We start from the raw sequence: 20,643 nt of genomic DNA, 5'->3' as shown, positions 1-20,643 counted from the left end.
ATGACAGAGGCGGTACTGCTCGTCGGCGGCAAGGGAACCCGGCTCCAGCCGCTCACCCTCAACACGCCGAAGCCGATGGTCCCGGCCGCCGGGGTGCCCTTCATCGCCCACCAGCTCGCCCGCGCCCGGGCCGCAGGCGTCCGCCACGTCGTCCTGGCCACCTCCTACCTCGCCGAGGTCTTCGAGCCCTACTTCGGTGACGGCTCCGCCCACGGCCTGCGCCTGACCTACGTCACCGAGAAGGAGCCGCTCGGCACCGGCGGCGCCATCCGCAGCGCGGCGGACGCCCTCACCACCGGCCCCGCCGGCCCCGTCTTCGTCTTCAACGGCGACATCCTCACCGGGCTCGACATCAGAGGCCTGCTGCGCCGCCACGAACGGGCGCAGGCCGACGTCACCCTGCACCTGACCCGGGTGGCCGACCCCAGGGCCTTCGGGCTCGTCCCCACCGACGCCGACGGGCGCGTCCTGGCCTTCACGGAGAAGCCGCGCCGCCCCGAGGAGATCGTCACCGACCAGATCAACGCCGGGGCGTACGTCTTCCGGCGCGACGTCATCGACACCATCCCCACCGGCCGCCCGGTCTCCGTCGAACGCGAGACCTTCCCCGGCCTGCTGGCCTCCGGTGCGCTGCTGCACGGCGTGGTCGACGCCTCGTACTGGCTGGACCTCGGCCGCCCCGCCTCCTTCGTGCAGGCGTCGGCCGACCTCGTCCGGGGCGTCGTGCGCTCGCCCGCCGTCCCCGGGGAGCCGGGCGAGCACCTGCTGCTGCCCGGGGCCCGCGTCGAGCCCGGCGCCGTGCTGACCGGCGGCACGGTCGTCGGCGCGGGCGCGCACGTCGCGGCGGGCGCCGAGGTCGACGGGTCCGTCGTCCTGGACGGCGCCCGCATCGGGGCCGGCGCCCGGATCCGCGCGAGCATGATCGGCCAGGGGGCCCGGGTCGGCCCGCGCACCGCCCTCGACGGCGTGGTGATCGGCGACCACGCGGAGGTCGGCGCCGACAACGAGCTGTGCGACGGTGCCCGCATCTGGTGCGGCACGGCCATCCCCGACGCGGCCATCCGCTTCTCCGCCGCCTGAGCCCTTCCCACCCTTCTCTTCCTGCCCCTCCTTGCTGTCCGCGGTGCTTTCCCCGCCGCCCGACGAACCCCGAGGACCAGCCCATGAGCGCACCCCGTACCCCCGCCCCGGCGCCCCCGCTGCCCGCGGAGTGGGGCCGCACCGCGACGACCGTCGTCATGCCCACGTACAACGAGGCGGCGAACCTCGCCACCATGGCCGAGGCGCTCATGGCCCTGCCCCTGGAGGGCCTGCGGCTGCTCGTCGTCGACGACAACAGCCCCGACGGCACCGGCAAGATCGCCGAACAGCTGGCCGAGAAGTACAACGAGCCCGGCCGCACCCGCATGGGCGTCCTGCACCGCACCACCAAGGACGGCCTCGGCCGCGCCTACGCCGCGGGCATGGCCCGGGCCGTCACCGAAGGCGCGGCCTACGTCCTCCAGATGGACGCCGACGGCAGCCACCCCGCGGCGAAGATCCCCGAGATGCTCGGGGTCGCCCTCGCGACCGGCGCGGACGTCGTCGTCGGCAGCCGGTACGTGCCCGGCGGCTCCCTCTCGGACGCCTGGAAGGTCCACCGCAAGCTGCTCTCCCGCTGGGCCAACGCCTACGCCAGCACCGTCCTGGGCACCCGCGTCCGGGACATCACCGGCGGCTTCAACCTGTGGTCCGCCGCCGCCCTCGACGCCATCGACCTGGAGACCGTCGACAGCGCCGGCTACAGCTTCCAGGTGGAGATGAAGTACCGGGCGCTGAAGGCCGGGTACACCGTCATGGAGGTGCCCATCCACTTCGAGGACCGCGCCGCCGGGGAGTCGAAGATGAACCTGGCCGTCCAGCTCGAATCGGTGGTCATGCCGTGGCGGCTGCGCACGAGGCCGGCCCGTGCTGCCGGTCGCCGCGCCCGCTGAACCGGCGGCCCCGCCCGGGGCCGCCCCGCACGGCCGCACATCAGGCGCCCACCTGCCCGTCTCGGCCTGCGTCCTGCTGCTGGCCGTCCTCCTGCTGCTCATGACCGTACGGCTGCCCTGGTCGGGGGACCTCGGCATGCACGCGGCCGTCCTCGAACGGCTGCGCGCCGACCTGTTCCACCCCGGCAACCCCCTGGTCGACGCCGCCACCCCGAGCCCGTACTACTCGCCCTGGGCGGTCCTGCTCGCGCTCACCGGATCGGCGACCGGCTGGGGAACCTTCACCGTGCTGCGCCTGGGCGCGCTCGTCGCCCTGGTGCTGCTCGGCACCGGCGTGCACGCCTTCGTACGGACGTTCACTCGCAGCAGGGCGGCGGTGCCGCTGGCGGTCCTCTGCTTGCTCCTGCTGTACGGAGTGAGGCTTTTCGCGTGGAGCGGCTTCCCGGGCCTCACGTCGATGTCGCTCACTCTCGCCTACCCGAGCACGTTCGCCTTCGCTCTGGCCTTCCATCTGTGGGCAATGCTGCGGCGCGCCCTGGCCGCCACTTGGGGGACCGCGGCCTTCCTGGGGCTCGGCCTGCTGCTCGCCGGGATCCTGCTCGTCCATCAGTTCACCGGGGCCGTCGCGGCGCTGGGCTGCGCCGCGATGCTCCTGGGAGCCCGCCCCTGGCCCGCGCGCGCGGTGCGGCTGCGGGTGGCCGCGGCGGGCGCCCTGGCCGCGGCCGTGCCCGCCTGCTGGCCGTACTACGGCTTCTACTCCCTGCTCGGCACGGGCAGCGGCCTGGACGACATCCACCGGCCGCTCTACGACCACCTCGCGACGAAGTTCTGCCTGACCGCGCTCGGCGCGGCCGCCCTGGTGCTGCGCGCGCGGCGCGACCGCCGCGACCCGCTGGTGCTCTTCTTCGTGCTCGGGCTCGCCGTCTTCGCCGCCGGAGGGCTGAGCGGGCATCAGGCGTGGGGCAGGGTCCTGCCCGCCGTCCTCGTGCCGGCGCAGCTCGCGCTCGCCCTGGAGACGGCGGGCGGCGGGCGCCGGGTGCGGGCCGTCCTCGCCCCGCTGACCGCCGTCGCCCTGCTGGCCGGCGCCTGGGCGCAGGCCGGGGTGCTCGGCTACGTCCTGCGGCCCCAGGCCGTCCCGCCCGCCCTCCGCCACATCCACACCGTGGCGCTCTGGCCACGGTTCACGTGGGCGGCGCGCGAAGTGCCCGCCCGGCAGACGGTGATGACCGACAACTACTACGCGCTGCGCATGCTCCCCGCGTACGGGCCGTACACCGTCGCCCCCGCCTATCCCGACGTCTTCCTCCCCGACGCGGCGCGCCGCCGCGCCGCGACCCGCCGCTACTTCGCCCGGGACGCCTCCCGGGCCGAGCGGCTCGGCATTCTCAAGGAGTACCGCGTGCGCTGGGTGCTACAGCAGAACGGCGGCCCGGGCCTGGACCGGGAGGACCCGGCCGTGCGGCGGACCGTCCGCGGCCCGGCCGGGTTCGTCCTGTCCGAGGTCACGCCGTGAGCGCCGTGAACAGCGGGAGGGCCGACCGCACCGGGAGGGCCGACCGTACGGATCTCTTCGGGCGCTGGCTGCGTGGGCGGGCGCCGTGGCCGGTGCTGCTCGCCGCGCTGCTGGTCCTCGCGCTGGACGTCGTGCGCGTGGTGCAGGGCCCCCGGACGCCCGGGATCGACAACGCGGTCGTGGTGCGGGCGGCGCGGGCCCTGCTCGACGGCGGCTCCCCGTACGCGGACAAGCGCTTCCTCTACCTCCCGGGCGCGGTCTTCGCGGCGCTCCCGCAGACCCTGGCCGACGCGGACGTGTTGGCCACGGCGGTGCCCGTGGCCGCCGCGCTGTTCGTCCTTGCCGGGGTGGTGCTCGCCCTGCGGGTCTTCGGGGTGCGGCCCGACAGCCGGCTCGCGGCGGGCGTCACCGCCGCGCTCGGCGTCTTCGAGCCCTTCCACGGCGTCGTTTTCCTCGGCAACTGGACGGTCCTGTCGGCCGTCGCCCTCCCCGCCGCCCTCCTGTTCGCGCGCGGCGGGCGCTGGTGCGCTGCCGGGGGAGTGGTGGGCGCGGCGCTGGCGCTGAAGCCGATGCTCGTACCGCTCCTGCTGCTGTTCGTGCTGGCCCGCCGCTGGCGGGGGCTGGCCTGGGCCGTGGGCGTCCCCGCGGCGGTGTCCCTGGCGTCGGCGCTCGCGATGCCCCGGCCGGGGCTGTTCTTCACCCGGACGCTGCCGTTCCTGATGCACGGCCAGGACGCGTACGCCCGCCCGTTCGACGCCGCCTGGCCGTCGGTGCTGCCGCGCCTCGGGGTGCCGGCGCCGCTCGCGCTCGTCCTCGCGGCCGGCGCGGCGGTGGCGGTGCTGCTGTGCGCGCGGTGGCGGTGGCGGGCCGGCGGCGATCCGGCCCTGCGGCTGGTGGAGTGCGCGGCACTGCTGATGCTCGCGGCGTTCCTGGTCTCGCGGCCCTCGTTCCAGCACTACATGCTCGTCGTCCTGCCCTCGCTCGCCGCGTCGCTGGTGGTGCGTGCCGCGGCGGCGCGCTCGGTGTGGCTGTGGCTGCCGCTGCTCCCTGAGGTCGCCGGGGTGTCCTGGCCGTATCTGGAGACCGCCCGGAGGCATGCCTTCCGCGATGTCGTCCTGATCACCGGGGTGACCGCGGCCCTCGCCCTGCACGCCTGGCGCACCCGCTCGGACCCCTCGCGGGAGGTGACTGTCAGTGCTCGCATCTACGCTTTGGGTAATCGCGAATCCGCCCGCGCGGATGGCGGGCCGCCCGAGCGTGCCCGCGATGCGCCGGACCGCACCGAGACGAGGTGACCGTGACCGCCGCACATCCCGCCCCCGGCCCCGATGTCAGTGTCGTCGTGATCGTCCACAACGACGCCGAACGCCTGCCGCGTGCCGTGCGGTCGGTCCTCGCCCAGTCCCTGCGCAACCTCGAAGTGATCATCGTCGACGACTGCTCGACGGACGGCACCTTCGCCGCCGCCGAGCGGCTGACCACCGCCGACCCCCGGGTCCGGCTCATCCGGCTGCCGGCCAACAGCGGCGGCTGCGGCGCCCCGCGCAACGCCGGCATCGACGCGGCCCGCGCCCCCCACCTGATGTTCCTCGACAGCGACGACGAACTGCCCTACCACGCCTGCAAGTCCCTGCTGCTCACCGCCGAGGAGACCGGCGCCGACCTCGTCACCGGCGAGGTCACCCGGCTCTTCGAGGAGTCCCGCACCACCGGCCTGTGGTATCCGGAGCTGTTCGAGGACGTCCGCGTCGTCCACGGCATCCGCTCCGCCCCCGAGTTCTTCCTCGACCACCTCTCCACCAACAAGCTCTACCGCGCGGACTTCCTCGCCCGCCACGGCCTCCGCTTCCCCGAGGACATGCACTACGAGGACCAGCTCTTCACCGCCCGCGCCCTCACCCTCGCCCGCACCTTCGCCGTCGTCCCCTGGCCCGTCTACACCTGGCGCCTCGCCGCCGACCCCGCCACCCTCTCCATCTCCTCCAGCCGCCACAAACTGCGCAACGCCGTCGACCGCATCAAGGCCGCCCGCCTCATCGACGCCTTCCTGGAGGAGTCCGGCAACGCCGCCCTGCGCCCCGCGAAGGACGAGAAGTTCCTCCGCCACGACTTCCGCCTCTACCTGGGCGACCTGCCCTTCCGTGACACCGAGTGGATCGCCGGCTTCGCCGCCGCCGTCACCCCGTATCTCGCGGAGACCGCCCCCGAGGCGCTCGCCGCCATGCCCCGCGAACAGCAGATCTGCCAGTTCCTGCTGTGCTCCGGGCGGTACGAGGAGGCCGCCGAGTGCGCCCGCACCCTCGACCGGCCCCGGCTCGCCCCCCGCCACGTCGTCCGCGAGGACGGCCGCATGTACTGGGGCCCCGCCCTGCCGCGCGACGCCGAGGAGGCCGCCGGCCTCGACATCACCTCCTGGCGCCTGGACGACCAGCCCTTCGCCGCCGGCCCCCTGCGCCACGAAGTGGCGGACATCGCCGCCGACGGCCCCCTGCTGCGCATCCGGCTCCACACCTACGACCCCGCCTTGCTGCTCACCGCACCCGGCCCCGTCACCGGCGAGCTGCGCATCGCCACCACCGGAGAGCCGCTCGCCGTGCCCTTCACGTACGAGCCGGCCCCGCCCGGCGAGGACGGCCCCCGCGCCCGCCGCACCGCCGAGGCCGTCCTCGACCCCCGCCGCGTCCCCCTCGGCCCCAAGGGCTTCCGCGGCCGCCGCCACCCCGTCGTCGTCCTCGAACGCCTCGGCCTCACCCGCTCGGACCCGCTGCTGGCCCCCGCCGGCCTCACCCCGCTGCGGGCACGGATCCCCCAGTGCGGCCCCCTCGCCGCCCACACCGTCCGGGTGGCCTGCGAGGGGCACGGCGCCGGGCGGCTGGAGCTGTCCTGGGAGCGCGCCGGAGCCCTCGGCCGCGCCGAGGCCGCCGCCGGGCAGGCCGAGCCCGTCCGCCGTAGCCTCCAGCGGCTCACCCGCCGCGTCACCGGCCCCCGCATCAAAGCCCTCACCTACCACGAGCTCCAGAAGCTGCCCGTCGACGACGGCCTCGTCGTCTTCGAAGCCCTGGAGGGCCGCGGCTACGCCGACAGCCCCCGCGCCATCCACGAGGAGCTCCAGCGGCGCGGCCTGCCGCTGCGCGCCGTCTGGTCGTACGCCGGCAACCGCTCCTCCTACCCCGAAGGGCTGCCGCTCGTGCGCCGCGGCAGCTGGGAGTACGTGCGCGCCCTCGCCCGCGCCCGCTACTGGGTCGACTCCCACGGCTTCCCCACGCTCTACGGCAAGCGGCCCGCCACCCGCTATCTCCAGACCTGGCACGGGCAGGCGTTCAAGCACATGGGCTTCGACGTGCCCGAGCTGCGGCTGGCGAGCGCCGAGCGGCAGCGGCGGCACCGCGAGACCATCGCCCGCTGGGACGCCCTCATCGCCCCCAGCGAGGAGTTCGAGCGCACCTTCGTCCGCGCCAACGGCTACGAGGGCGAGCTCCTGCGCACCGGTCTGCCCCGCAACGACGACCTCGTCCGCTGGGACGACCCCGCCCGCCGCGAGCGCGCCGCCGCCACCCGCGAGCGCCTCCAGATCTCCGACGGCCGGAGCGTCCTGCTGTACGCCCCCACGTTCCGCGACGGGGCGCGCGGCAGCGGCGACTCCGTCCGCGCCGACCTCGCCGAGCTCGTGCGCCACCTCGGCGAGGACTGGACGATCGTCGTCCGCCCGCACTACTACGAGCGGTACACCGTCCCCCGCGAGCTGGGCCACGCGGTCCGCGACGGCCGGGAGTTCCCCGACCTCAACGACCTGCTGCTCGCCTCCGACGCCCTCCTCACGGACTACTCCTCCCTGATGTTCGACTACGCCAACCTCGGCCGGCCGATCCTCTTCTTCACCGACGACTACGAGCACTACCGCGCCACCGCCCGCGGCACGTACTACGACCTGCCCGACATCGCCCCCGGCCCGATGCTCACCACGACCGGCGAGCTGATCGCCGCCTTGCGCGACCTGAAAGCGGTCCAGGAGGAGTGGGCCGGGGCCTACGCCCGCTTCCGGGAGCGCTTCAACCCCTACGAGACGGGCCGGTCGAGCGAGGCCGTGGTGGACCTGTTCTTCGGCGCCGCCGCCGTCCGGGCCGGGGCGGGGGGTGGGCGGCGGTGAAGCGGCGCAACCTCTTCCTCGTCGGGATCGACGTCGACTCCATGGGCGGCTCGCAGCGCGTCCTGCACACCCTCGCCCAGGGCTTCGCGGAGCGCGGCCACCGCGTCGAGCTCATCGGGATCCGCCCCAGCCCCGAGCCCCACGCGTACGTCGCCGACCCCGCCTACCGGCACCTCACCCTCTACCGCACTCCCGCCCCGCCGCCCTGGCGGGCCGTCTCCTTCGCGGAGCGGCTGAGCCCCGCGCGGCTGAGGGCGGCGCGCGCCGAGCGGCGGGAGCGGGAGCGGGCCCGGCAGCGGCTCGCCCGGCGGTTCGGGGCCGTCCGCGACGGCATGGTCGTCATCGGCTCGCCCTGGGCGGCGGCGTGGCTGGAGCCGGTCGAGTGGTCCCACCTGCGGGGCATCGGGCAGTACCACGAGTCCTTCCACCAGGCGCGCACGTCCGAGAACCTCCAGTTGATCCTGCGTCACTATCCGGTGCTGGACAAGGCGCTGTTCCTCAGCGAGCCGGACGCCGCGGAGTTCCGGCGGCGCCGGCTGCCCAACGCGGGCGTCCTGCCCAATCCGCTGCCGTTCGCCCCTGCGGGGCGGGCTGCCGCGCTGGATACGCGGCGCGTCGGCGCGGTCGGGCGGCTGGAGGCCGTCAAGCGGCTGGACCGGTTGCTGGATGCGTTCGCCGCGGCCGCCGTGTCGTGTCCCGGGTGGGAACTGCATCTCTTCGGGGACGGGCCGATGGAGCCCGAGCTGCGGGCCCGGGCCGAGCGGCTGGGCATCGCCGCGCGGGTCCGCTTCCGCGGGAGCGTGCGGGACATGGCCGCGGCTTACGCCGAGCTGTCCGTCGTCGCGCTCACGAGTGAGCGGGAAGGCCGGCCCATGGCGCTCGCCGAGGCGTCCGCCGCCGGGGTGCCGTGTGTGAGCTTCGACCTGTCGGGCGGCGTTCGTGAGCTGGTCCGGCACGGCCGTACGGGGACGCTGGTGCCTCCTGGAGAGGTGGAGGCCTTCGCCGCGGCGCTCGGGGAGCTCATGGAGGACGGGGCGCTGCGGGAGCGGTACGGGGCCGCTGCGCGGGAGCACGTTGTGCCGTTGGCGCTGCCGGCTGTGCTTGATCGGTGGGAAGCGTTGTTCGCGGAGATCGACCGCTAGGGGGTGGCAGGGGGGATGAGCGTGGAGCTTGACTGCGGGTTGTCGGTGGCTGAGCGCGCAGTTCCTCGCGCCCCTTTCGGGGCGGGGTGTTGGGCCGGGAGCGTTCTATCCGCGGCGGGTTACCGCCCACGCTCCCCGTACGCCCGTCGCCAGGCGCAAGGCCAGGGAGCCGTTCACCGTGGCGTAGGGGCGGGCCAGGAGGATGCCGTGGCGGAGGCTCGGGAGGGCCGCGCGGTGCAGGCCGCGGCCCACGGCCCGCACGGTCGTGCGGAAGGCGCCGCCCGCGCACTGCACCCGGACGCGCACGTCCCACGTCTGCGGCGGGGCGGCGCCGTCGCGCCGGTCGCGGGCCGCGAGGACGGACAGCGGCAGGACGACGCGCGCGGTCCACGCCTCGCCCTCGTCGGTCAGTGGCACGGCCCGCCGCAGCACGGGCCCTCCGTCCCGGTGCCGCAGTTCGACCTCCGCGGCCTCCGGCCGGATCGTGGCGAGGCGCCCGTAGAGGTCGTGGACGCGCAGGCGCAGCCGGGCGCGGGCGCGGGCCGTGAGGCGCAGTTCGGCGTCCACGGTCACCGGCAGGTGGTGCGGCGGCACGGCGCCCGGCCCGAGGACGCCGTCCAGGGCCGCCCGGGTCAGGTCCGCCGACCAGACGGGCGCGGCGGCCGCGTCCTGGGCGTAGGGCGGCAGGAGCCGGGCCGGCCGGGCGGCGAGCTGGGCCAGCCGCTCCAGGTCGCGCGGGGCCTCCGCGGCCAGGACGACGCGGGCGATCCAGCGGGCCGGCGGCCGGGCCGCGCTCAGCTCGGCCTCGTCGAAGCCGGCGAGGTAGCCGCGGGTGACGCGCCACCAGGCGTGCCGGTAGCCGGCGCTGCGGGCGGGCAGCTCGCGGACGTACATCCGCAGGTCGTGGTCGAGGAACTTCACCCGCGCGGCGCGGGCCAGCGGCTTGCTGCCCGCGTCGAGGAAGACGTCGACGCTGCTGCGGTGCGCGGCGACGCGCGCCTGCCAGTTGGCGATGCGCTCGCGGTCCAGGGAGATCGAGGGCGCGGCGGCGTCGCGCCGCACGTGCCAGATGTAGACGGTGTCGGGCACCGTCGCCACGCGCGGCGCGGCGGCCATCACCCGGGCGGTGAAGACGAAGTCTTCGTAGATGAAGCGTCCTTCGGGGAAGACGATGTCGTGCTCGGTGAGGAAGTCCCGTGCGTAGAGCTTGTTGACGCACAGGGTGTCGCGCAGGAGCGCGGGCCGGGCCTCGGGACCGGCGTAGACGGCCGGCCGCCGGTAGAGGGCGGGCTGCCAGCCGGTGTCGCGCCGCTGGGGGAGCTCGCGGCGTACGCACAGCCCGGCCGCCACGGGGGCGCGGTGGCGCAGGGCCGCGCCGAGGAGGGCGCCGGCGGCGCCGTCGGGCAGCGTGTCGTCGCTGTCGAGGAACATCACATACGGCGCGGTCGCGGCCCGTACGCCGTCGTTGCGGGGCGTGCCGCAGCCGCCGCTGTTGGCCGCGCGGTGGATGACGCGCAGGCGCGGATCGGTGCCGGCCAGTTCGTCGAGGATCGCGGCCGTGCCGTCCGTGGAGGCGTCGTCGACGGCGATGACCTCGGCGACGGCCGGGCCCTGGGCGAGCGCGGAGCGGACGGCGTCGCGGATGTGGGCGGCGTCGTTGAACCCGATGACGATGACGCCGACCTGCGCGGCGGGCAGGGTTCCGCTCCCGTTCACTGTCACGAAAGACAGTTTTACCGATGAATCTGTATAAAGCGGCGCATTGGGAAGTCCGGTGTGGCCGGGTGTCCGGGTCCGTCAGGACCGGGGAGGGGACGGAGCGATGGGGCTGACAGAGCTGGAGCAGCCCGGAGCGGCCGCGCCGGAGGAGGCGGCGGCGCAGCCCCCTCCGGTCCGCGCCCGCCCGACGCGCGGCGCCGTCCTCGCCGTGGCCGTTCCCGCCGCCGTCATGCTCGTCCTCGGGCTGTGGGGCCTGGACCGGGGGACGATGTGGCGGGACGAGAGCGCCACGTTCCAGGTGGCGCGCCGGTCCCTGCCGGAGATGCGGCACGTGCTGGGCACGATCGACGCCGTCCACGGCCTGTACTACCTGCTGATGCACGCCGTCCTCGCGGTGCGCCCCGACGAGATAGCGCTGCGGCTGCCGTCCGTCGCCGCGTCCGCCGCCACCGCCGCGCTCGTCGGCGCCCTGGGGTGCCGGCTCGCCCGGCCGCGCGTCGGCCTGTGGGCCGGGCTGCTCTACGCGGTCACGCCGTTCGTCAGCCACTACGCGCAGGAGGGCCGCTCGTACGCCCTCGTCGCCGCGGGCGCCGCGTTCGGCACGTGGTTGCTGGTGCGCGCCGCCGAGCACGGCTCGTACGGGCGGTGGGCCGGCTACGGCGCGGTGATGGCCGGCACGGCGCTCCTGCACGAGTTCGCCGTCCTGCTCCTCGCGGCGCACGCCGCGACGCTGGTGCTCTCCCGGGCGCCGTGGCGGACCTGGCGGCGCTGGGGGTGCGCCGCGGCGGCCACCTGCCTGCTGCTGATACCGCTGGTGATCGTCTCCCGAGGGCAGAGCGCGCAGGTCTCCTGGATCCGCACCCCGGGGCTGACCGAGGCCGAGGCGCTGGTGAAGGCGTTCGCCGGTCCGGAGCGGGCCGTCCTGGGCGCGGTGCTCGTGCTGGCCGCGGTCGCCGTCCTCGCACCGGTGTCCGGCCTGCGCGGGCCCCGTTTCCGTAGGTCGGCGCCGTCGCCCTCGCCCCGCGGCGGTGCCGCCCTCGGGCTCACCGCGGTCGCCCTGCCCTGGGCGGTCGTCCCGCCCGTCCTGCTCTACGCCGCCGCCCAGTTCCAGCCGCTGTTCCTCGACCGCTACCTGCTGTTCTGCCTGGCCGGCGTGCCGCTGCTCGCCGCGGCCGGCGCCGAGCGGATCCTGGGCCTCGTGCCGTGGCGGCGGACCGTGACGGCGCTCGGTGCCGCCGCCGTGCTGGCCGCCTTCGCCGTACAGCTGCCGCTGCACGAGCGCGAGCGCCTGCCCACCAGCCGGGGCGACGCCCTGGCCCCCGTCGCCGCGACGGCCGGCCGCCTGGCGCGGCCGGGGGACGCGGTGCTGTTCCTGCCGCAGTACGAGCGGCGCGTGGCCCTCGCCTATCCGCGCGACTTCACCGGCTTGTACGACCTCACCCTGAAGAGGTCACCGGCCGCGTCCGGCACGCTCTTCGGTACCGAGGTCGGTGCGGGCGAACTGCGCGACCGGCTGGCCCGGCTGCCGTCCGGGAGCCGGGTGTGGGTCGTGGGCGACACCAACACGGTGGGCACCCGGTGGTTCCGGGGGCAGCGGGCGGAGTCGGCGAAGGCGGAGGCGCTGGCGGAGTTCTGCCAGGAGGAGAGGCAGGCGGCAGTGTTCGTACGCGGGGGTGTGGTGGCTTTGTACGTACGGAAGTAGGGGGGTGGCCGGCCGGGATGACATCAAGGGTGGCGGTCACTTCACCGCCCCCGCCATCACCCCGCTCACGAACTGCCGCTGGAAGGCGAAGAACACCGCTAGCGGCACCGCCATTGACAGGAACGCGCCCGAGGCCAGGATGTCGATGTTGTCGCCGAACTGCCGCACCTGCTGCTGCAAGGCGACCGTGACCGGCGGGTGCCCGCTGTCCGCGAAGATCAGTGCGATCAGCATGTCGTTCCACACCCACAGGAACTGGAAGATCCCCAGCGAGGCGATGGCCGGCCCGCCCAGCGGCAGGACCACCCGCAGGAACAGCCGCAGTTCGCCCGCCCCGTCCAGCCGGGCGGCCTCCAGCAGCTCCCGCGGGATCTCCGCGAAGAAGTTCCGCAGCAGGAAGACCGCGAAGGGCAGGCCGAAGGCCGTGTGGAAGAGCACCACGCCGGGCGTGCTCTCGAAGATGCCGAGCGTGTTGAAGAGCTTGGCCACCGGGATCAGGGCCACCTGCACCGGCACCACCAGCAGCCCCACCACCGCCATGAACCACCAGTCGCGGCCCGGGAAGTCGAGCCAGGCGAAGGCGTAACCGGCGAGCGCGCCGACGAGGATCACCAGCACCGTCGCGGGCACGGTGATCAGGGCCGTGGTGCCGAGGGACTGCATCACCGTGTCGTTGTGGAAGAGCTTGCTGTAGCTGTCGGTGGTCAGCTGCGCCGGGTGGGAGAAGACCTGCCACCAGCCCGACGCCGCGATGTCCCGCTTGTCCCGCAGCGAGGACAGCAGCAGCCCCACCGTGGGCGTCAGCCAGAACAGCCCGACGGCGACGAGGAAGAGCCGCATCACCCCGCCGCCCAGCCGCGCGGCGACCCGCGCGGGAAGCGACTGCCTGGCCCGTACGGCCGTGTCCAGCGTGGTCATCGCCGCCGCTCCCTTCGGATCCGCCGGAGGTTGACGTACATCACCGGCAGGACGAGCACCAGCAGGAAGACCGCGATCGCGCTGCCCACGCCCTGGTTGACGTCCGTGCCGAAGGAGGACTGGTACAGCTGGAGGGCCAGCACGTTCGCCTTGTCCAGGCTGGCCCCCGGCGCGATGATGTAGACGAGGTCGAAGATCTTCAGCACGTTGATCATCAGCGTGATCAGTACGACGGCGAGCACCGGCGCCAGCAGCGGCACCGTCACCCGGCGGAAGACCTGCCACTCGTTCGCGCCGTCGACCCGCGCCGCCTCCAGCAGCTCCCGCGGCACGCTCGCGAGGCCCGCCGCGATCAGCACCATCGCGAAGCCCGCCCACATCCAGATGTACGCGCCGATGATGGCCGGGGTGACGAGCGAGGGGCCCAGCCAGTCGACGCCGTTGTAGGGCGCGGCGAAGTTCGAGGCGGGCAGGCGCAGCTGGGCGCCGTCCGCCGTGCCGGGCAGGGTGAAGGTGCCGTCGGCGGCCGAGGTGGCCGAGGCGACGGTCCGGCCGTCCTTGACCGCCTCCACCGTCACGCCCTCCAGGGCCTTCTCGTCCTGGTCGATCTTCCCCGGGGAGCCACCGCCGCCGCGCGTGAAGTCCCGCCACACCGTGCCGGTGACCTTCCCGGCGACGTCCCGCGCCGGGATGGCGTCCTTGGCGCCCTTCATGTCGGCGGGCTTGGCACCCACCAGCGGCAGTGCGGTCGCGCTGCCGGCCTTCACGACCGCCCTGGTCGTGAACGCGCCGTGGCTCTCCGTCAGCAGCGCGTCGCCCCTGGGGTGCGCGCCGGGGAAGGGCGCGGGCGGCGAGAACGTGTCGTGGATGCCCACCCACACCGCGTTCGCCACGCCGCGGTCCGGGTTCTGCTCGTACACCAGCCGGAAGATGATGCCCGAGGCCAGCATCGAGATCGCCATCGGCATGAAGACGACGAGCTTGAACGCGGTGCCCCAGCGCACCCGTTCGGTGAGCACGGCGAAGATCAGGCCGAGGGCGGTGGCCACGGACGGCGCCACGACGACCCAGATGACGTTGTTCTTCAGTGCCGTACGGATCCGGTCGTCCGTGAACACCTCGTGGTAGTTGTCCACGCCCACGAACCCGTTGCCGCTCGCGTCGAAGAGGCTGCGCCACACGGAGTAGCCGATGGGGTAGACGACGAGCGCGCCGAGCAGTGCCAGCGCGGGCAGCAGGAAGAGGGCGGCCACCCAGAGGCGGGTGCCCTGCATGCTCCTGCGTTTTTTGGTGGGGTTCGCCGTGGGGCGGGGCGGCCCGGGGGCCGCAGCGCCGCCCGCGGTTGCGGTCGACATCGTGCGGGCCTCCCGTCAGCTCTTGAACGCCTTGGCCGCGTCGGACTCCAGCTTCCGCTGGGTGCCCGCCACGTCACCGGGGTCCTTCAGGAAATCCTGGAGGTGCTTCCACTCGCCCTGGCCCGGCTTGCCGCCGAAGGAGGCGGGCGCCAGGTCGGACATGTCGAAGCGGAAGCCGTCGCCCGCCGCGATCACGGCCCGCGCGATGGAGCGGAGCGTGTCGTCGGGGTAGGCGGCGAGGTCCAGGTTCTTGTTGGCGGACAGGAAGCCGCCCTGCCCGGCCCACACCTGCGCCGCGTCGGCCGAGGCGAGGAACGTCAGCAGGGCCTGCGCCGCCGGGCCGTCCTTCAGCGCCACGCCCACGTCGCCGCCGGTCACCACCGGGGCCTTCGCCCCCACCGCGGGGAACGCGAAGACCCTGGCATCCTTGCCGATCCGCGCCCCCGCCCCGATGACGTTCGCCGCCGCGAAGTCGCCCTCGAAGACCATGGCCGCCTTCGGCTCCTCCCCGCCCGTGAACGTCTGCGTGACCGACGTGGGGAACTGCGTCTGGAGCGCCCCGTCGTTGCCGTCCGCCAGCAGGCCCTTCCCGCCGAAGAGCCGCCCGAGCGCCGTCAGGGCGTCCTTCACGGACGGGTCCGTCCACGGGATCCGGTGCTGCGCCAGCAGGTCGTACTTCTCCGGGCCCGCCTGCGAGAGGTAGACGTTCTCGAACCAGTCGGTGAGCGTCCAGCCGTCCGCCCCGCCCACCGAGACCGGCGGGATGCCGTAGTCGGCGATCAGTTGCGCGGTGCTCAGGAACTCCGGCCAGGTCTTCGGCTCCTTCGCCCCGGCCCCCTCGAAGACCTTCGTGTTGTACCAGACCAGGGACTTGTTGCTGACCTTGAAGTAGACGCCGTAGCGCTTCCCCTCGTACGAGCCGAGGTCCTGCCAGCCCTTGGTGAAGTTCTTGTCCAGCTCCGCCGACGCCTCGCTGCCGAGGGGCTTGAGCCAGCCCTTCTGTGCGAACTCGCGCAACGCCCCGGGCTGTTGCAGCATCGCCACGTCCGGAGGGTCGCCGCCCGCGATCTTCGAGCCGACGAAGGCGGACATGTCGTCGCCGCTGGGCACGTAGGCGACTTCGGCGCCCGTGCGCCGGGAGAACTCCTCCAGGACCTTCGTGAAGCCCTTCTGCTCGGCGCCCGTCCAGACCGCGGTCACCTTCAGCTTCTGCCCGCTGAGCTTCGGGAGCTGGACCGTGTGCCGGATGGCGCCCGGCGGGGCGCCGTCGTTGCCGCTGTCGCCGCACCCCGCGGCCGACAGGGCCAGGGCCCCGGCCGCGAGGAGCGCGAGCGCGCTGCGCGCCCCGCGCACCGAACGAAGCGAAGTCCGCATTGCCGCCCCTCCCGTACGAGCTCCCCGCCGGCGGCCGCCGCACGTCGGCCCCCGCATCCGCGCTCGCCTCCCGTGCGACAGTCCTACGCCCGCCCGGGGGCCGCCGCAATACCACCATCGAGCGCAATTCACTGATCGTGACCGTGCTGTGATACGGCGTCACCTGCGGTGGGCGGTGCGGGGGCGGTGCCCGGGCCGGGGCAAGAGCGAGCCGAATTGGCGCGCGCCGCGTCCCCGCCGCGATGCAGTCCGGCGGTGCCCGGCTGTCCTCAGTCTCGGGCTAGGGCGCCCGTGGCCCCAGGCCCAGGGGCCGGGCTTGTCGGCCGGTGTACGCCGCACCACGCACCCCCGCCGCGACGGTGATGCACCCCCACGCAGCAGCCCGGCGGTGCCCGGCTGTCCTCAGCCCCGGGCGGCCGGGGTTGTCGGCCGGCGTGCCACCGCGCTGAGTCGACGAGCCGGCCCTTGCACGGTGCCGCGCACTGCTCACCCCCGCCGCGACGGCGATCTACCCCCGCGTCGCAGGCCGGCCGTGCCCGCCCCCCGCCGCCGGGCGCCGCCGTGCAGCGTCAGAGCAGGGGCGGTGCCGCCTCCGCTGCCGCGGATTGGGCGGCGCGCTGGAGGGCGCTGGCGAGGAGCGCCAGGTCCGTCGGGCCGTTGCCCAGTTCGCGGAGGGGGCGGCGGGTCGGGGGGTCGCCCATGCGCTGCCAGTCGATGGGGACGACCGTCGGCCGCAGCGTCGCCGTCCGCGGGATGCGGCCCGTCACCCGGCCCGCCTGGAACGGCGTCGTCACGTCGTCGTCCGGCCGCATCAGCCGCCCGCGGCCCGGAGCCGGCTCGCCCGCGCCGCTGCCGTCGCCCGGCGTGCCGTCCGCCGACGGCGGGGCGATCTCCAGCGTCGCGCGCAGCCCCGCCCGCTCGACGGCCGCCGTGTCGGCCGTCCGGTCCGGGCGGCCGGACGCCGCCACCAGATGCACGCCGAGCCGCTCCCCGTCCCGGGCCACGGCCTCCAGCGCCCGGACCACCGAACCCGCCGACGGCCGCCCCGTACTGCCCAGGGCCGGGGCCACCAGCGCGTCGAAGTCGTCCACCAGGACCACCAGGCGCGGCAGCGCCGTGCGGGCCGTGAGCGACGGACCGTCCTTCTGCGTGCGCAGCTTGAGCGTCCCCGTGGGTACGGACTCCAGGTCGCCCGAGCCGTCCGCCGCCCGCCGCGGCGCGACCACCTGCGCGGCGGACGCGGCCGCGTGCTGCGTGTGCCACGCCGTGAAGTCGAGCCGGCCCAGCAGCTCCGCGCGCCGCTTGAGCTCCGACGTCAGCGCCTGGGCGAACTCCCGCATCCGTACGGGGTCCGCGGCCGCCAGGTACGTCGACACGTGCGGCAGGTCCGTGCACAGCCGCAGCCCCTCGCCGCGCTCCGCGCCCCCGCCGTCCACCAGGACCAGCGAGAGCCGGTCGGGCCGGTCCGCCGCCGCCAGCGACGCGGCGAGCGAGCGCAGCAGCTCCGTCTTGCCGCTGCCCGCGCACCCCTCCACCAGCAGGTGCGGGCCGTCCGCCGCCAGGTCCACGGCCAGCGGCCCGTGCGGGCCCGCGCCCAGCACCGCCACCGCCCGGCCGCCGGGCCGCGAACCGCGGTCCGTGGCCGCCGCCCAGCGGGCCGTCAGGGACGCCGGGGTCGCCCGGGCCAGCCCCAGCTCGTCCAGCAGGCGCGCACTGCGCGGCAGCGCCGCCGCCACGCGCGCGGCCGCCCCGCCCGCCACGCCGTCCGCCATCCGCAGCGGCGCCAGCGCCCGCGCGAACCGCTCCGCCCACGCCCGCGACACCGCGTCCACGGCCGCGATCACGGCAGGGCCGGACGGCGCCTCGCCCTCGGGGCCGCCGAGGGCGCCGCCGTCCGGCGCGGGCGCGCGGTGGATCACCTGCACCACCGTGGCCACATCACCGCTGAGCAGCGCCACCGCGCCGCAGTACGGGAACGCCGGGGCCGCCGTACGGGCCGTCGCCAGCGTCGACACCACCGGCGACGCCGGCGTGGTCGCCGGAGCGTCCGCCAGGCACACGAGGTGGATGCCCGCCGCGGCGCCGCCCACCGCCAGCCGCGACACCGTCTCCCGCAGCTCCGCCGAACCGGGGTCCCCGTCCACGATCACCACCGTGTACGGGCCGGAGTGACGCTCCGCCGCGGCCGCCACCGCCGCCGGGGCGGCCGCCGCCCAGTGCGGGCCCAGCGGGCCCTCGTCCAGGCGCCGCACCAGCTCCGCCGTGCGGGCCGCGGCCTGCTCGCGGTCGTACGCCACCAGCAGCCGGCAGTCCTGCCCGCGCACCGGGCGCAGCTGCGGCAGCCAGCCCAGCCACGACCACTCGGCCAGGCGCTCCTCGACCGGGCGCGCGCGGTCCGCACTGATCAGCACGAACTCCAGGCACGCCGGGGCGTGCAGCGCCGCCAGCTGTGCCAGCACCGAGCGGGCCAGGGCCGACAGCCGGGCCCGCGGGCCCGCGAGCCCCAGCGAACCGGCTTCGCGCAGCGCGACCGTCACCGGTACCGAGGGCAGCAGCGCGCCGCTCCCGGCCGAATGCCGGTCGGCCGTGCCCAGTCGTACGGTCAGCCGGTCGGGGTGGCCCGGGCCGCGCTCCCACAGCCGGGGGCCGGGGCCGAGCGCGGTGAGCAGCGTCTCCGCGGGGTCGGGCCAGCGCTCGCGCAGCGCGGCGGCTTCGGCGCGGGCCCGTTCCTCGTCGCCCGCGTCGTCCTCCGGGCCGCCCCACGGGTCCGTGTCGGTGCCCCGGCCGGTGCGTCCGCCGGTCAGCCGCCGGGCCCACGCGCCTATCCCGCGCCCGCGCGTCCGCTTGCCGGCTTCGCCGGCGGGGGCGGGCTCGGAGGAGCCGGGGGCTTCGCCGGGCTGACCCGGCTGACCCGTTCCGGCGGAGTGTGCGGAGTGAGGGGCGTCGGCGGGTCTGCCGGCGTAGCCGTCCGGCTGACCGGCGTGTCCGTACTGGCCGTCCAGGCCACCGGGCCCGCCGCCCGTCCCCGCCTGACCGGCCGCGCCACCCGGACCGTACGGGTCCGCACCGCTCTTCTGGCCGGGCAGGACGCTGCCGGGCTGTGCCACCCAGCGCGCAGAACCCGTTCCGCTTGCCGTTGTTCTGTACGGGTCCGGGCCGCCGTCCGTCCCCGCCTGACCGGCCGTTCCGGACCCGCCCCCCGCCCCGTACGCGTCCGCCCCACCGTCCTGACCGGACACCCCGCCGCCGAAGCCCCCCGCCCGGCCCACCGACCCCGTCCCGTAGGAGGTCGTGCCCCTCTCCTGGGCGGACGCGCCCGGCTGGGCCGGGACGCGGACCGACAGGCCGCCGGGGGCCGCGTCCCGCAGGGGGAAGCCGCGGCCGCCGTGCGTCGCCGAGTCGTGGCCGGAGGCGGCCGGGCCGCCGAAGTCGGAGCCCGCCGCCAGGCCCGTCGAGCCCGTGCCCCCCGCACCCGCGCCCGTCACACCCGTCGGCGCGCCCAGCCACGCGCCGCGCGCCGGCGGGGCGACCGCGCCCGCGGGGGACGCGCCGGGGGCGCTGCCGCCCACGCGCAGGTGGCCCTCGCCGTCGGGCGCGGCCGGCAGGACGCGCGGGGCGGAGTCGTCGGCGGCGTGCAGGCTCAGCACCGACTCGCCCACCCGCAGCAGCTCCCCGGCGGGCAGCCGCACCGGCTCCGCGCCGACCGGCTCGCCCGCGAGCACGGTCCCGTTCGTGGAGCCCAGGTCCCGCAGCGTGATCGTGCCGTCGTCGTGGAGGACGACCGCGCAGTGCAGCCGGGAGACGTCGGGGTCGTCCAGCGGGATGTCCGCCGTCGCGGAGCGCCCCACGTGCACCTCGCCGCCGTGCAGCAGGTGCACGCCGCCCGCGTCCGGCCCGGAGACGACGTGGAGCCGGGCCGCGGCCTCCGGCACGCCGGACATGAGCACGCCCGCGTGCCGCTCGGGGTCGGCCGGGGCGGAGAGGGAGAGGACGGCGCCGTCGATCAGCGGGGGCTCGCCCAGCGCGCTGCGCTGGGGGTCGAGCCGCTCGGCCCCGGCGTAGACCACGACGGCCCCGGTGCCCAGGTCGCAGCCGGCCGCCGCCGCGGCCGTGGCGAGGCCGCTGGCCACGCCGGCCAGGGCGGTCCCCGCGGGGGCGGTCACCAGCACGTCGCAGGCGCAGGTCGCCGCGGGCACGGCGGGCGCAGTGGTGTGGTGGCCGCTGAGCGGCCCGAGGACGGTCAGCCTGATCTGCATCGCCGTCAACGGTCCCTTCTGCCCCGGTGCACGTACAGGTCACCACGGCGCGCGGAACGTACCGGAAGCACCGGCCCCGCCCCTCCGCATCGTGCTGCGAGCATCCTCGCACCTGCCGGGAGCGACGCGCCCGGCGACGGCCAATTCGTGATCTTGAACGACCGCGGGAGGGTGCGAAGAAAGCGGAAGGTGATCGAATCCTTCCGGGAGCACCTCATGATCGGTTCGGTTGCCGCCCATGACGGGTCTCTTTTCGAACAAGTCGTACAGATTTTCTTTCGCTCGGGAGTGGGCCGCGGACGGGGCGGGGACCGGCTCCGGGCCGGGCGCGGAGCCCCCGCCGAGGGCTTCCGTTCACGCCGCGCGCGCACCGCCCGGGCGCCTTCCGCGCGCCGCGCGGCAACCAACGGCCCGCGACCCGCGTCTTCCCCTCAGCCCCGCGGATTCGGCAAACCGCCGGCAAACCGGAGGTCCGCGGGACGGCACTACAGTGGGCGGAAGGCCGGTCGCGAAAGCCGGCTACGAAGGCCGGTCGCGAAAGCCG

12 protein-coding genes are annotated in these 20,643 nt (G+C 75.5%); 7 read left to right on the top strand and 5 right to left on the bottom strand.

What is annotated here, in order from left to right; genetic code table 11:
- The 6 genes from manB to PS271_RS09985 all read left to right on the top strand — a co-directional run bounded on the left by manB (window position 1) and on the right by PS271_RS09985 (window position 8,775).
- Entirely contained in the window at window positions 1–1,080 is a 1,080-nt protein-coding gene (gene manB, locus PS271_RS10010) for a mannose-1-phosphate guanylyltransferase (RefSeq protein WP_398381609.1), read from the top strand.
- A gap of 83 nt (window positions 1,081–1,163) precedes the next feature.
- Window positions 1,164–1,973 (top strand): polyprenol monophosphomannose synthase, encoded by an 810-nt coding sequence (locus PS271_RS10005; protein ID WP_398381608.1) that lies wholly within the window; start codon window positions 1,164–1,166, stop codon window positions 1,971–1,973.
- Entirely contained in the window at window positions 1,948–3,486 is a 1,539-nt protein-coding gene (locus PS271_RS10000) for a hypothetical protein (protein WP_398381607.1), read from the top strand. The genes PS271_RS10005 and PS271_RS10000 overlap by 26 nt, the downstream gene beginning before the upstream one ends.
- A complete protein-coding gene (locus PS271_RS09995) occupies window positions 3,483–4,781 on the top strand; it encodes a glycosyltransferase family 87 protein (RefSeq protein WP_398381606.1) in 1,299 nt (432 codons plus the stop codon). Before PS271_RS10000 ends, PS271_RS09995 begins: the two co-directional genes overlap by 4 nt.
- 2 nt (window positions 4,782–4,783) lie before the next feature.
- Window positions 4,784–7,633: a bifunctional glycosyltransferase/CDP-glycerol:glycerophosphate glycerophosphotransferase gene (locus PS271_RS09990; protein ID WP_398381605.1), complete on the top strand. Its 2,850-nt coding sequence runs from the start codon at window positions 4,784–4,786 to the stop codon at window positions 7,631–7,633.
- On the top strand, window positions 7,630–8,775 hold the full coding sequence (locus PS271_RS09985) for a glycosyltransferase (protein ID WP_398381604.1): 1,146 nt from the start codon (window positions 7,630–7,632) through the stop codon (window positions 8,773–8,775). Before PS271_RS09990 ends, PS271_RS09985 begins: the two co-directional genes overlap by 4 nt.
- Window positions 8,776–8,880: 105 nt before the next feature.
- Here PS271_RS09985 and PS271_RS09980 read toward each other — a convergent pair whose 3' ends face one another.
- Window positions 8,881–10,491, bottom strand: a complete 1,611-nt coding sequence (locus PS271_RS09980) for a glycosyltransferase (RefSeq protein WP_398386786.1) — start codon at window positions 10,489–10,491, stop codon at window positions 8,881–8,883.
- 106 nt (window positions 10,492–10,597) lie between these two features.
- On the opposite strand from PS271_RS09980, the gene PS271_RS09975 reads away from it, so the two are divergent.
- Window positions 10,598–12,196 carry a glycosyltransferase family 39 protein gene (locus tag PS271_RS09975; protein WP_398381603.1) on the top strand — a complete coding sequence of 533 codons (1,599 nt, stop codon included), beginning with the start codon at window positions 10,598–10,600 and terminating at the stop codon, window positions 12,194–12,196.
- 36 nt (window positions 12,197–12,232) lie between these two features.
- Here PS271_RS09975 and PS271_RS09970 read toward each other — a convergent pair whose 3' ends face one another.
- From PS271_RS09970 to PS271_RS09955, 4 genes are all read right to left on the bottom strand, one after another.
- Window positions 12,233–13,114: a carbohydrate ABC transporter permease gene (locus PS271_RS09970; protein WP_398381602.1), complete on the bottom strand. Its 882-nt coding sequence runs from the start codon at window positions 13,112–13,114 to the stop codon at window positions 12,233–12,235.
- Window positions 13,111–14,469 carry a carbohydrate ABC transporter permease gene (locus PS271_RS09965; RefSeq protein WP_398381601.1) on the bottom strand — a complete coding sequence of 453 codons (1,359 nt, stop codon included), beginning with the start codon at window positions 14,467–14,469 and terminating at the stop codon, window positions 13,111–13,113. Before PS271_RS09965 ends, PS271_RS09970 begins: the two co-directional genes overlap by 4 nt.
- A gap of 15 nt (window positions 14,470–14,484) precedes the next feature.
- Entirely contained in the window at window positions 14,485–15,843 is a 1,359-nt protein-coding gene (locus PS271_RS09960; protein ID WP_398381600.1) for an ABC transporter substrate-binding protein, read from the bottom strand.
- Window positions 15,844–16,412: 569 nt separating this feature from the next.
- The gene (locus tag PS271_RS09955) at window positions 16,413–20,099 is read right to left on the bottom strand and encodes an FtsK/SpoIIIE domain-containing protein (RefSeq protein WP_398381599.1); all 3,687 of its coding nucleotides are present in this window, start codon (window positions 20,097–20,099) and stop codon (window positions 16,413–16,415) included.
- Window positions 20,100–20,643 lie beyond the last annotated feature (544 nt).

The sequence above is a fragment of the Streptomyces sp. SCA2-17 genome (genome assembly GCF_044336695.1).
Note: the sequence above shows the minus strand (reverse complement) of the source record. Positions and strands in the feature narration are given on the sequence as shown.